17 protein-coding genes are annotated in these 13,243 nt (G+C 36.7%); 10 read left to right on the top strand and 7 right to left on the bottom strand.

Annotation, left to right across the window (positions count from 1 at the left end; all coding sequences use genetic code 11):
• Positions 1-56: 56 nt before the first annotated feature.
• Positions 57-689 carry a BamJ family beta-barrel-assembly machinery protein gene (gene bamJ / locus NYR30_RS11095; RefSeq protein ID WP_066111195.1) on the bottom strand — a complete coding sequence of 211 codons (633 nt, stop codon included), beginning with the start codon at positions 687-689 and terminating at the stop codon, positions 57-59.
• 24 nt (positions 690-713) lie between these two features.
• Positions 714-1,598: an archaetidylserine decarboxylase gene (gene asd, locus NYR30_RS11100; protein ID WP_066107664.1), complete on the bottom strand. Its 885-nt coding sequence runs from the start codon at positions 1,596-1,598 to the stop codon at positions 714-716.
• Positions 1,599-1,804: 206 nt separating this feature from the next.
• On the opposite strand from asd, the gene yceD reads away from it, so the two are divergent.
• The 8 genes from yceD (at position 1,805) to rarD (ending at position 7,761) form a co-directional block, all read left to right on the top strand.
• Positions 1,805-2,332, top strand: coding sequence for a 23S rRNA accumulation protein YceD (gene yceD / locus NYR30_RS11105; RefSeq protein ID WP_066107662.1), 528 nt, complete (start codon positions 1,805-1,807; stop codon positions 2,330-2,332).
• Positions 2,333-2,347: 15 nt separating this feature from the next.
• Positions 2,348-2,512 (top strand): 50S ribosomal protein L32, encoded by a 165-nt coding sequence (gene rpmF / locus NYR30_RS11110; protein ID WP_013745784.1) that lies wholly within the window; start codon positions 2,348-2,350, stop codon positions 2,510-2,512.
• Positions 2,513-2,533: 21 nt separating this feature from the next.
• On the top strand, positions 2,534-3,550 hold the full coding sequence (gene plsX / locus NYR30_RS11115; RefSeq protein WP_082987412.1) for a phosphate acyltransferase PlsX: 1,017 nt from the start codon (positions 2,534-2,536) through the stop codon (positions 3,548-3,550).
• Between the two features lie 74 nt (positions 3,551-3,624).
• The gene (locus NYR30_RS11120) at positions 3,625-4,575 is read left to right on the top strand and encodes a beta-ketoacyl-ACP synthase III (RefSeq protein ID WP_066111193.1); all 951 of its coding nucleotides are present in this window, start codon (positions 3,625-3,627) and stop codon (positions 4,573-4,575) included.
• 30 nt (positions 4,576-4,605) lie between these two features.
• Positions 4,606-5,550, top strand: a complete 945-nt coding sequence (gene fabD / locus NYR30_RS11125; RefSeq protein WP_066107655.1) for an ACP S-malonyltransferase — start codon at positions 4,606-4,608, stop codon at positions 5,548-5,550.
• A 10-nt stretch (positions 5,551-5,560) separates the two neighbouring features.
• On the top strand, positions 5,561-6,289 hold the full coding sequence (gene fabG, locus NYR30_RS11130; RefSeq protein ID WP_156536699.1) for a 3-oxoacyl-ACP reductase FabG: 729 nt from the start codon (positions 5,561-5,563) through the stop codon (positions 6,287-6,289).
• A gap of 252 nt (positions 6,290-6,541) precedes the next feature.
• On the top strand, positions 6,542-6,772 hold the full coding sequence (acpP, locus tag NYR30_RS11135; RefSeq protein ID WP_066111189.1) for an acyl carrier protein: 231 nt from the start codon (positions 6,542-6,544) through the stop codon (positions 6,770-6,772).
• Positions 6,773-6,858: 86 nt separating this feature from the next.
• On the top strand, positions 6,859-7,761 hold the full coding sequence (gene rarD, locus NYR30_RS11140; protein ID WP_066111187.1) for an EamA family transporter RarD: 903 nt from the start codon (positions 6,859-6,861) through the stop codon (positions 7,759-7,761).
• Positions 7,762-7,766: 5 nt separating this feature from the next.
• Here rarD and NYR30_RS11145 read toward each other — a convergent pair whose 3' ends face one another.
• The 5 genes from NYR30_RS11145 to rplU form a co-directional block, all read right to left on the bottom strand.
• Complete coding sequence (locus tag NYR30_RS11145; RefSeq protein ID WP_197495430.1) at positions 7,767-7,907, bottom strand: hypothetical protein; 141 nt, start codon at positions 7,905-7,907, stop codon at positions 7,767-7,769.
• Positions 7,908-8,014: 107 nt separating this feature from the next.
• Positions 8,015-9,628 (bottom strand): phosphoenolpyruvate carboxykinase (ATP), encoded by a 1,614-nt coding sequence (pckA, locus tag NYR30_RS11150; protein ID WP_302501170.1) that lies wholly within the window; start codon positions 9,626-9,628, stop codon positions 8,015-8,017.
• A gap of 143 nt (positions 9,629-9,771) precedes the next feature.
• Complete coding sequence (gene mutM / locus NYR30_RS11155; RefSeq protein ID WP_302501172.1) at positions 9,772-10,602, bottom strand: bifunctional DNA-formamidopyrimidine glycosylase/DNA-(apurinic or apyrimidinic site) lyase; 831 nt, start codon at positions 10,600-10,602, stop codon at positions 9,772-9,774.
• Positions 10,603-10,677: 75 nt separating this feature from the next.
• On the bottom strand, positions 10,678-10,935 hold the full coding sequence (gene rpmA / locus NYR30_RS11160; protein ID WP_302501174.1) for a 50S ribosomal protein L27: 258 nt from the start codon (positions 10,933-10,935) through the stop codon (positions 10,678-10,680).
• Positions 10,936-10,954: 19 nt separating this feature from the next.
• On the bottom strand, positions 10,955-11,266 hold the full coding sequence (gene rplU / locus NYR30_RS11165) for a 50S ribosomal protein L21 (protein WP_066111181.1): 312 nt from the start codon (positions 11,264-11,266) through the stop codon (positions 10,955-10,957).
• A gap of 268 nt (positions 11,267-11,534) precedes the next feature.
• Between rplU and ispB the strand changes: the two genes are divergently transcribed.
• Together ispB and NYR30_RS11175 are read left to right on the top strand one after the other, a co-directional pair.
• A complete protein-coding gene (gene ispB, locus NYR30_RS11170) occupies positions 11,535-12,506 on the top strand; it encodes an octaprenyl diphosphate synthase (protein ID WP_302501177.1) in 972 nt (323 codons plus the stop codon).
• A gap of 13 nt (positions 12,507-12,519) precedes the next feature.
• A complete protein-coding gene (locus tag NYR30_RS11175; RefSeq protein ID WP_066111289.1) occupies positions 12,520-13,233 on the top strand; it encodes an epoxyqueuosine reductase QueH in 714 nt (237 codons plus the stop codon).
• The last annotated feature ends 10 nt before the right edge of the window (positions 13,234-13,243 follow it).

The following is a 13,243-nucleotide window of genomic DNA, read 5'->3' on the forward strand; positions in this document are numbered from 1 at the left end:
TATAGAAAAGGCTGTATCGCAAAAGATACAGCCTTTCTACATAAACTAATCAAGAATTAAAGAATATCTAATAATTCCACTTCAAAAATTAAGGTACTAAATGGTGGGATTGATGCGCCAGCACCACGTTCACCATAAGCAAGATTATGAGGAATCACTAAGCGCCATTTTGAACCAACTGGCATCATACTTAATGCTTCGATCCAACCTGCAATCACGCCATTCACTGGGAATTCAGCAGGTTGCCCACGTTGTACAGAACTATCAAATACAGTACCGTCAATTAATGAACCTGTGTAGTGAACACGTACTTTATCGGTTTTAGCAGGAACTTTTCCTTCACCTTTGGTAAGAATTTGATATTGTAAACCGCTCGCTGTTTCTACTACATCCGCGTGTTGACGGTTTTCTTCTAAAAAGGCTTTTCCAGCAGCTTCAATTTCTTTAAAGAACAATTGTTGTTTTTCTTCAACACGTTGTTGTAATTGTTGAATTGCTGCTGCTAATTCTTGTTGATCTAATGCTGGTGCATTTTGATTTAATACATCAAAAATACCTTTAGCAATTGCTGTTGCTTCAACATCTAATTGGCTTGCTAACAGTTGTTGTCCGATTTGTAAACCAATACCGTAGCTACCTTTAGCTTCTACGCTATCTAATGAAACTTGTTCAAAAAATTGTTGTGACATAAAAATTCCTCATTAATTAAATAATTATTGTGCTCTACGTGCTAATAATTCACCAACACGTACCGCTGTATCTTGATGTAAATAAGGGGCAAACTCGACTTGATTCTCTGCAAACAGATTAATTACGGTCGATCCTAAACGGAATGCTCCCATCTCTTGTCCTTTCTCTAAATAAATTGCGCCATCCTCGCCTTGCGCTGGATAATGCCATGTTTGAATTTCACCAGGACGTGGCGGATTAATTACTCCAGCCCAGATAGTACTAATACTTGCGGTAATAGTAGCACCAACTAAGATTTGCACCATTGGGCCAAACTCTGTATCAAATACACAAATTACCCGCTCATTACGTGAAAATAAGTGTGGGATATGCTCAGCTAAAAATGGATTTACCGAATATAATTCACCCGGGACATACACCATTTGACGCAATGTCCCCGCACAAGGCATATGCACACGATGGTAATCTCTTGGCGATAAATAGGTGGTAATAAATTGCCCATTTTTGAATTGTTCGCTTAACTCAAAATCACCAGCAAGCAGATCAGTTAAATTAAAATAATGCCCTTTTGCTTGAATCAAACGATCTTCTTCGATCATTCCTAATTGGCTAACTCGTCCATCAGCTGGTAAACATAATCCATTAGGATCTTGATTGATTGGTCTAACACCATCTCTTAAAGGACGAATAAAAAATTGATTAAAAGAAACATAATCTTTTGCATCAGCATATACTGCTTCTTGCATATTAATACGATATTTTTTAATAAAAAGGCGAATAATTGTATGAGTTACTGCACCCCACTGTTTCTCAGCTAACCAACCCGCTGCACGCGTAACTAAGAATTGTGGTAATAGATAATGAAACGCCACTTTTAATTTATCGAAATAAGTTATCGTCTTGTTCAAATGAGATTTCCTCTATAATCAGTGAAAAGATCTATTCATCTTATCGATGAATGGCGGATTATAACAAGTTGGCGTTATTCTGCAATTTTCAATTATCACTCCATATTTTTTATTCAGTTACTTCATCAGCTTTTTGTAGAAAAACTTACAAAAAAAGCTGTAATTCCTTTGACTATTGTTGTATCTAACGTTAATATTTGCACCCTATGAAAAAGGTAAAACTACCCTTAACCGTCGATCCTATTAAATCAGCACAAAGACGTTTGAACTATGAGGGCTATTACTCTCAGGCTCAGTTGGTGCGTTTAAAAGATGCGGTTAATCAAGTACTAAGTGATGTTGAAGCTGAACTAACATTCTCAATCGATCCACAAAAATTGGTTGTTATGCAAGGCACAGCAAAGGTTGAAGTGATGTTGGAATGCCAACGTTGCGGAACACCTTTTCCATATCATTTATCATGTACTTTTAATTACAGTCCAGTGTCTAACATGGATCAGGCTGATGTGTTACCTGAAATTTATGAACCGATCGAGCTTAATGATTTTGGGGAAATAGATTTATTGGAAGTGATTGAAGATGAATTTCTGCTTTCTCTTCCGTTGGTTCCAATGCATGAACCAGAACACTGTGAAGTGTCCGAGGCTGAACAGGTCTTTGGCGAATTGCCAGAAGAATTGGCAAAAAAACCAAACCCGTTCGCTGTGTTAGCTAGTTTAAAGAAGCAAAAATAGTTAGGAGTATAGCCAATGGCTGTTCAACAGAATAAAAAATCTCGTTCAAGACGTGATATGCGCCGTTCTCATGACGCATTAACTACTGCTGCAGTTTCTATCGATAAAGAAACTGGTGCTACTCATTTACGCCATCATGTTACTGCTGATGGTTACTACCGCGGTCGTAAAATTAAATAATTTTCGTCGAAAGGTAATCAATTGAGTCTAACCATTGCGTTAGATATGATGGGCGGGGACTTTGGTCCCCGTATTACTGTCCCAGCTGCAATTCAAGTGTTGGAAAAGCATCCAACGCTTCGTTTTCTTTTTTTCGGCGATCACGCTGAAATCAAAAATTATCTACCAACAACGAATCGTATTCTTTCTGAGCGTATTACTATTCATCATTGTAGTAGGCAAATCTATTCGGATACCCCAATTTCTCAAGCCTTACGTTATAGCAAAGGTACTTCTTTACGCCTTGCTGTTGAAGCAGTACAAAAAAATAATGCTGTCGCTTGTGTAAGTGCTGGCAATACTGGCGCCTTGATGGGATTATCAAAAATCCTTATTCAACCTATTCCAGGCATTCAACGCCCAGCTTTAACTTCACTTATTCCAACAATGAATGGTCATCATACAGTGATGCTTGATCTTGGTGCGAATATAGAAGTAAGTGCAGATATGTTATGTCAATTTGCCAAAATGGGCGCTATCTTTGCCGAAAATATCTTAGATTTAGTTTATCCTCGAGTGGCGCTGTTAAATATTGGTATCGAAGCGATTAAAGGCTTACCACATATTCGTCAAGCTGCAACCCAACTTGAGCAAATGCTTGATCTTAATTATGTTGGCTTTATCGAAGGTGATCAGTTATTAAATCATGTTGCTGATGTAATCGTCACTGACGGTTTCAACGGTAATATTGCGCTGAAAACTTTAGAAGGTACGGCGAAAAACATTATTCATTTACTAAAAGATAATGCTCGCTCACAACCAAAATGGTGCACTGCTTGGTTACACAAAATTCTGCGCCATTTACTTAAAGATAAATATCAGCAACTACAATCATTTAATCCGGATAAACATAGTGGCGCTTCTTTATTAGGTTTACAATCAGTAATCGTAAAAAGCCATGGTAGTTCCAATAGTGATGCCTTTGCTAACGCAATTGAACACGCTATTTTTCAAGTGAATAAAAATATTCCAGAAAAAATTCTTACGAGTTTGTCATAGATAGTAACAAATCTTTTGATTATCCATAAAAGTACGATAATATTTCCGACAATTTTTTATATGACGAGATAATTATGTATAGCAGAATTTTAGCGACAGGTAGTTACCTTCCGCAACAAATTAGAACCAATGCCGACTTAGAAAAAATGGTCGATACCTCTGATGAATGGATTTCCGTACGTACTGGCATTAAAGAGCGCCGTATTGCGGCTGCTAATGAAACCGTTGCCACAATGGGATATGAAGCAGCGAAACAATGTTTAGCCATTGCGAATATTGATGCAAATGAGATCGACTTAGTGTTGGTCGCAACAACTAGTGGTTCTCATGCCTTTCCAAGTGCGGCTTGCCAAATCCAACAAATGCTCAATATTGAAGATGCGATTAGTTTTGATCTTGCTGCCGCTTGTTCCGGTTTCGTTTATGCACTTAGTGTGGCAGATCAATTCATTCGTACAGGCAAAGTTAAAAAAGCGCTTGTTATTGGTTCTGACTTATTATCTCGTCGTTTAAATGAACAAGATAGAGGTACAGTCATTCTCTTTGGTGATGGTGCCGGCGCAGTGATCTTAGAAGCAGCTGAACAACCAGGCATTATCTCAACCCACCTACATGCAAGCGGTAAAGATGCTGGCGTACTTTCATTACCAATCAATTTACCAGCACAACAAGATCCTGAATATTTAACGATGCAAGGTAACGAAACATTTAAAATTGCTGTGCGCGAATTAGCTAATGTGGTGGAAGAAACATTACAAGCAAATCAATTAGCTAAAGAACAAATCGATTGGTTAGTGCCTCATCAAGCCAATTTACGTATTATTTCCGCTACTGCTAAAAAATTGAATATGGATCTCTCACAAGTTGTAGTGACTTTAGATCGTCATGGTAATACCTCTGCCGCAAGTATTCCAACAGCACTGGATGAAGCTGTCAGAGATGGTAGAATTCAACGTGGTCAGCTTTTATTACTTGAAGCATTTGGCGGCGGCTTAACTTGGGGTTCAGCCCTTATTCGTTATTAATGAATTTTTAAAATTAACAAAGGTTCTCTCATGAAAAAATTTGCAATGGTTTTCCCTGGTCAAGGTTCTCAATCAGTGGGAATGCTTGCCGAATTAGCAACTCAATTTCCAATTGTTGAGCAAACTTTCCAACAAGCTTCCGAAGTACTAGATTATGATCTTTGGGCATTAGTACAACAAGGTAGTGCCGAAGAGTTGAATAAAACATGGCGTACTCAACCTGCTCTATTAGCGGCTTCTGTGGCTATTTATCGCGTATGGCAACAACAATATCCTGATCTTGTTCCTACAGTAATGGCTGGGCATAGTTTGGGTGAATACTCTGCTTTAGTCTGTGCAGGAGTAATTGATTTCCAAGACGCGATTCAATTAGTGCAACTACGCGGTAAATTAATGCAACAAGCTGTACCAGAAGGCACTGGCGCCATGTACGCTATTATTGGTTTAGATAATGAAAAAATTATTGCCGCTTGCCAACAAGCGGCTGAAGGTGAAGTAGTATCCGCAGTAAACTTCAATTCACCAGGACAAGTGGTTATTGCTGGGAACAAAGCGGCAGTAGAGCGTGCTGCAGCATTATGTAAAGAAGCTGGCGCAAAACGTGCATTACCTTTAGCGGTAAGTGTTCCTTCACACTGTGCATTAATGAAACCAGCAGCCGATCAATTAGCAGTTGCGTTAGCCTCTATTTCATTCAAACAACCGCAAGTAGCTGTTATTAATAACGTTGATGTAAAAGCGGAAACTGATCCTGATGCCATTCGTAACGCATTAGTTCGCCAACTTTATAACCCTGTACGTTGGACTGAAACAGTAGAGAGAATGGAAAAACAAGGTATTGAATTAGCTTTTGAAATTGGTCCAAATAAAGTCTTAACTGGCTTAAATAAACGCATCAGCTCAACTATTCAATCTAGTGCAGTGAATGATAATGCTTCGCTTGCAGAAGTTGAAACACTAAAAACTCAAGAATAACAAAGGATTTATTATGTCAAAAATCGCATTAGTAACAGGCGCAAGCCGCGGTATCGGCAAAGCGATTGCTGAAGAACTTGTCAGTAAAGGTTTTACCGTTATTGGAACAGCTACCAGTGAAAATGGTGCGAATGCCATTTCTGCTTATCTTGGTGAGAATGGTAAAGGTTTAGTGTTGAATGTTACTTCACTAGAATCAATCAATAATGTATTAGAGCAAATTAAACAACAATTTGGTGATATTGATGTTCTGGTGAATAATGCAGGTATTACGCGTGATAACCTGATGATGCGTATGAAAGAAGAAGATTGGGATATTATCTTACAAACCAATTTAAGTTCAGTATTCCATCTTTCAAAAGCAGTTTTACGCAGTATGATGAAAAAACGTTTTGGCCGTATCATTAGTATCGGTTCTGTTGTCGGTTCAATGGGCAATCCTGGACAAGCAAACTATTGTGCAGCCAAAGCAGGTATTATCGGTTTTTCTAAAGCATTAGCTAAAGAAGTTGCTTCACGTGGAGTAACTGTTAACGTTGTTGCACCAGGATTTATTGCAACCGATATGACAGATGCTTTAACAGAAGAACAAAAAGCTGCAACATTGGCACAAGTACCGGCAGGTCGTTTAGGTGATCCTAAAGATATTGCAAAAGCAGTAGCATTCCTTGCTTCAGATGATGCAAGTTATATTACTGGTGAGACACTCCATGTAAATGGTGGTATGTATATGAATTAATTAACTGTTACTATTTTGTAACGGTTGTCGCATATTCGGGATACTTGTACCTTATAAGAGGAAAAAGCATAGCAATCAATCTTTCTTAATGATAGAATTGCTGCCGAGTATGTAACTTTGGTCAATGTATGCATACTAATTTTGACCTCCTAATTAGGGGCGAGGTTAGACCTCTAATTTAGCAGTTGCAACTTAATTGATTATGCATACAATTTCTCCTCTGTCAGAACATAACAAATAGGGAATTAACAAATGAGCATTGAAGAACGCGTCAGAAAAATTATTGTTGAACAATTAGGCGTTAAAGAAGAAGAAGTAAAACCAGAAGCATCTTTCGTTGAAGATTTAGGTGCTGATTCTTTAGATACTGTTGAATTAGTAATGGCTTTAGAAGAAGAATTTGATATCGAAATTCCTGATGAAGAAGCTGAAAAAATTACTACAGTTCAATCTGCAATTGATTACGTTCAAAACAATCAATAATTTCAGTAAAGTTTTCTGTCAAAAAGGATTATCCTTACGATAATCCTTTTTTATTTTATCTAAAATCCATTAATTTATTCATTACAATGAATCCTGTCATCCTCGGTATTATTCTTTGTGTACTATCACAAATTTTATTCAGCTCACTATATTTATTTAGCTATGCAATGCAGCCTCTCACAGGCACAACTATTTTTTCATTACGAATTGTTGTTACGATGCTAAGTTTATGGTTGCTTATATACCTCAATCCTAAAAGACAAAACATTAAAGTTTTTCTTTTTAATACTCTAGGTAAATCCTTCTTTCGTTGGTTAACCCTATTATTAGGTACCTGTATTCTAGCAAGTCAATTATGGTTATTTATGTGGGCACCGATTAATGGTGAAGGCTTAAATGTTGCAATGGGTTATTTTCTTTTTCCATTAGCAATGGTATTTGCTGGCAAGTTAATCTGGAAAGAGCAATTGACGAAATTACAGCTGTTAGCATTAATTCTAGCGATTTGCGGCATTTTAAATGAATTTTATCGTACTCAAGCCTTTTCGTGGACAACATTATGGGTAGTGTTACTCTATCCACCTTATTACTTATCAAGAAGAATTATGAATATCCCTGCATCACTTGGGTTAACACTAGATCTTACTCTAATTGCACCTTTTACCCTGCTCTATTTATTGCCACAAGAAAATGTATGGCAATTAATTAGTCAAGAATCACGCTATTGGTTGTTATTACCTTTACTCGGTGCAGTGAGTGCGCTGTCTATGTCTTTCAATATTCGCTCAAGCGCACTTTTACCAATGAAATTATTTGGTCTATTAAGTTACATTGAACCAAGTTTACTCTTTGTGCTATCCATTACGGTACTGAACACGCATATGCCATCTGAAGCTTATGTTACCTACGGCTTTATCTGGAGTGCATTGTGTATATTAGCAATTAATGGATTTATTCGACCTGCAAATATAAAAATTAAATCGGTTTAATCAAGTTATTCTTGTTCTTTTAAGAAACGAATTCGATGGCGTGCTTGGATGTATTGTTTACGTTTTTGGATTCGTTTCAGTAACATCAAACGACGAATTCTTAATGTCTTAAAATTTTTTAATGTTCTTCTTGCACTTCTACGCATCACTTCCTCCATTTACTAATACGTAATTACCTGAAACATAATTTATCAGATAAAAAAACACCTTACCATTAAGGTAAGGTGTTATTGTTTGCCATATCTAAAATAGATTATTTTTTCGGACCAGCAGCAACTAATGCTTTACCTGCTTCGTTGCCAGTATATTTCACAAAGTTTTTAGTGAAACGATCTGCTAAATCATCAGCACGTTTTTCCCATTCACCTTTTTCTGCATAAGTATCACGAGGATCCAAGATCGCTGGGTTCACACCTGGTAATTCAGTTGGTACTTCAAAATCAAATACTGGGATTTTCTTAGTTGGTGCTTTATCAATAGAGCCATCAAGAATAGCATTGATAATACCACGAGTATCTTTAATTGAAATACGTTTACCTGAACCATTCCAACCTGTGTTCACTAAGTATGCTTTCGCACCGTTAGCTTCCATTTTCTTCACTAATTCTTCTGCATATTTAGTTGGATGTAAGCTTAAGAACGCTGCACCAAAACATGCTGAGAATGTTGGAGTTGGTTCAGTAACACCACGTTCTGTACCTGCTAATTTCGCAGTGAAACCAGACAAGAAGTAATATTTGGTTTGTTCTGGAGTTAAGATTGATACAGGTGGTAACACACCGAATGCATCAGCTGATAAGAAGATAACTTTGTTTGCATGACCTGCTTTTGATACAGGTTTAACAATATTATCAATGTGATAAATTGGGTAAGAAACACGAGTATTTTCTGTAACGCTCTTATCTGCAAAGTCAATTTTACCATTTGCATCAACAGTAACGTTTTCTAACAATGCATCACGACGGATTGCATTATAGATATCTGGTTCATTTTCTTTAGAAAGGTTGATAACTTTCGCATAGCAACCACCTTCAAAGTTGAAGATACCATCATCATCCCAACCATGTTCATCATCACCGATTAATAAACGATTAGGGTCTGTTGATAATGTGGTTTTACCTGTACCTGAAAGACCGAAGAAGATAGCAGTTTCTTTACCATCTTTGCTGGTATTTGCAGAACAGTGCATTGAAGCCATACCTCTTAATGGAAGTAAGTAGTTCATGTAAGAGAACATACCTTTCTTCATTTCACCGCCATACCAAGTATTTAAGATAACTTGTACTTTTTCAGTTAAGTTAAATACTACTGCAGTTTCTGAATTTAAACCTAATTCTTTGTAGTTTTCTACTTTAGCTTTAGAAGCATTCATAATTACGAAATCTGGTTCGCCAAAGTTCGCTAATTCTTCTGCTGTTGGACGGATAAACATATTAGTTACAAAGTGAGCTTGCCATGCAACTTCCATCACGAAACGTAATTTCAAACGACTGCTTTCATTTGCACCACAGAATGCATCAACAACGAATAAACGTTTACCGCTTAATTCTTCTGTTGCTAATTTTTTGATTTGTTTCCATGCTTCTGGAGTAACTGGTTTATTGTCATTTTTGTATTCATCAGAGGTCCACCAAATAGTATCTTTTGTTGTTTCATCTTTTACGAAGAATTTATCTTTTGGTGAACGACCTGTATAAACACCAGTCATCACATTAACTGCACCAAGTTCTGTAACTTGGCCTTTTTCATAACCTTGCAAATCTGCTTTGGTTTCTTCTGCAAATAATTGTTCATAACTTGGGTTATGAACAATTTCAGTTACATCATGAATACCAACTGAGTCTAAATAAGCTTTTAAGTTTAACATAATCATTTTCCTTCAAATTGAATATAAAAAAATCATGTTTTGCATTCTAATACTTTTTCCTAAAAAAAAAAGTTATCTAGATCAAATTTCCGCTATTCACTCCTTCGAGGTAGAAACTTTTTTTTGATTTTTTCAATTTTTGTTTAATCTGACACTTTGTTTTTGATCGCCTGGCAAATAGAACAATAAAAACTACTACGTTGACCGATCACTACTGTTTCAATAGGATGCCCACAGCGGATACAAGGCTCATTTTTACGCCCATAAACATTTAATGCTTGTTTAAAATATCCTGGTCGCCCATCTGGTTGCATAAAATCTTGTAAGGTTGTACCTCCTTGTTGAATTGCTTGCTGCAAAATACGTTTAACACTTTCTACCAATAAATGACATTGCTCTTGTGATAATTCGTTGACTGCCAAATTAGGATGAATACGACAATCAAATAAGACTTCATTGGCATAAATATTTCCTACTCCAACCACAATCTCATTATTCATCAACCAAGATTTCACTTTAGTCTTCCGGTTACGACTTACCTTGAATAAATATTCTCTGGTAAATGATGAACTTAACGGTTCTGGTCCAAGTTTCTCAAATAAAGCAAAATCGTCTAAACTCTCTGTCCACAGCCAAGCACCAAATTTTCTTGGATCGTTATAACGTAGAATCTTGCCATTCGACAGCACCATATCTACATGATCATGTTTATCCACCGTATCATCAGCTGAAACAAGTCGTAAAGATCCCGACATACCAAGATGTACAATGATATAACCTAACTCTAAATGAAAAATAAGATATTTAGCTCTGCGGCTAACTTTAATAATACGTTCGTTTTTTATTTCAGATAATACTTTACTAATAACCCAACGTAATCGTGGTGTACGAACAATAATATGTTTAATGATTTGATCTTGCGTGTAAGGTAGGATTCCCTGCCGCGTAGTTTCAACTTCTGGTAATTCTGGCATGGTTTAAATTCCTAATTTTGAGGTACAAAAAAACTGCACTATCAAGTGCAGTTTTTTCTTAATCTGGATTGGAAATTACTCAGTTACAATACTTACGTATTTACGGCTTTTTTCACCTTTAACTTCAAATTTCACTTTACCATCAGCAGTTGCGAATAAAGTATGATCACGCCCCATACCAACATTAGTACCAGCATGGAATTTAGTACCACGTTGACGAACAATGATGTTACCTGCTAATACAGATTCGCCACCGAAACGCTTAACCCCAAGACGTTTACTTTCAGAGTCGCGACCGTTACGGGTAGAACCCCCAGCTTTTTTAGTTGCCATTTATCTGATCTCCTTTGAATTAAGCGCTAATTGCTGTGATCTTCACTTCAGTGAACCACTGACGATGACCTTGTTGTTTACGGCTGTGTTTACGACGACGGAACTTAACGATTTTAACTTTCTCACCACGTCCGTGAGCTACAACTTCAGCCACTACTTTTGCACCAGTAACAACTGGTGCACCAATTTTAACATCCTCACCATTAACGACCATTAACACAGAATCGAATTCAACTGATTCACCTGTTGCCACCTCAAGTTTTTCTAAACGAACTACTTGACCTTCGCTTACTCTGTGTTGTTTGCCGCCACTTTGGAAAACCGCGTACATAGAAGAAAACTCCACTAAATATGGTGCTATCTAATCAAACCTAGTAATTAGGCTATCTAAACTTAGCACCTTAAAATTCACATAATAGGTCGCGGATTTTACGGAAAAAAAAACGAAATAGCAAGCACGGATTTTAAACAAAATAAAAAAATGTCTTAGAATTTCATTGTTTAATTTTAGAAATCGAAAATTTTAGGGTAAAATTAACACCTTTCTTGATACGAAAGCATCACTAGCACATTCTTACATAATAATTATGAAGGGAAATATGAATTTACAAGAAATTCAGGCGCTGTCAGCAAATGATATGAAAGCAGTGAACACTATGATTTCGCAGCAATTACAATCTGACATTGCGCTTATCAATCAATTAAGTTTTTACATTGTCAATGGTGGGGGGAAACGCATTCGTCCCTTAATTGCCATTCTCGTTGCAAATGCATTGAAATATCAAGGTGATAAACATATTACTTGTGCAACCTTTATCGAATTTATCCATACGGCGACTTTATTACACGATGATGTTGTTGATGAATCTACATTACGTCGTGGCAAAGATACCGCCAATGCTATTTTTGGTAATGCTGCTAGCGTTTTAGTCGGTGATTTTATCTATACTCGTGCATTCCAATTAATGTCAAAACTTGGTTCTTTACCTGTATTACAAGTGATGTCCGATGCTGTTAACGTTATCGCTGAAGGTGAAGTATTACAATTAATGAATTGTAATGATCCAAATACGACTGAACAAAGCTATATGCAGGTAATTTACAACAAAACAGCTCGTTTATTCGAAGTTGCTGCTGAATGTTCTGCTCTTTTAGCCGACGCTACTACAGAACAAATCCAAGCCATGAAAATGTATGGTCGTTATTTAGGTACCGCTTTCCAATTGATTGATGATGTATTAGATTATCGTGCTGATGTTGAGCAATTAGGGAAAAATCTTGGTGATGATCTTGAAGAGGGTAAACCAACATTACCTTTACTTCATGCAATGTATCACGCAACACCAGAAGAGAGTCAATTAATTCGTTCTATTATTGAAAATGGTCATGGTCGTGAACATCTTACCAAAGTTCAAGCAATTATGGAGTGTTGCAACTCTCTAACATATACTATTGAGAAAGCGAAAATTGAAGCTCAAAAAGCAATTGATTCATTAGCAATCATCGAAGAAACTCCTTATAAAGAGGCATTAATCTCTCTCGCTAAGATTTCTGTTGAACGAAACCATTAAAATTTTAAAAGTTATGTCAGATATACAACAAAAAAAACGTTCTCGTGGAAACAAAAAGAAAGAAGTAAAAGATCCAAATGTACCTTTTGTGCGTCCAAAATTATCTCTTCCTGATGGACACAATAAATTATTGTTACATTCCTGTTGTGCACCTTGCTCAGGTGAAGTAATGGAAGCATTATTAGCGTCAGAAATTGATTTTACTATCTATTTCTATAATCCTAATATCCATCCACAAAAAGAATATTTAATTCGAAAAGAAGAGAATATCCGTTTTGCTGAAAAATATAGTATTCAATTTATTGATGCTGATTATGATCGTGCTGAATGGTTTGAACGAGCGAAAGGTATGGAAGATGAACCAGAACGGGGCATTCGTTGCACAATGTGTTTCGATATGCGTTTTGAAAAAACAGCACAATATGCACATGAACATGGTTTCCCTGTCTTTACCAGTAGTTTAGGTATCTCTCGTTGGAAAAATATGAATCAAATTAATGACTGTGGCCATCGTGCAGCAAAAAAATATAATGATGTCATATACTGGGACTATAACTGGCGTAAAGGTGGTGGTTCACAACGTATGATCGAAATTAGCAAGCGAGAAAGATTTTATCAACAAGAATATTGTGGCTGCGTTTATTCATTACGTGACACTAATAAATGGCGTGAATCTCAAGGTCGTGCCAAAATCGAAATTGGCAAACTTTACTATTTAGCCGATTAATTTTTTTTAC

Origin of the sequence: Gallibacterium salpingitidis, assembly GCF_030517105.1 — a bacterium.
GTDB lineage: Bacteria > Pseudomonadota > Gammaproteobacteria > Enterobacterales > Pasteurellaceae > Gallibacterium > Gallibacterium salpingitidis.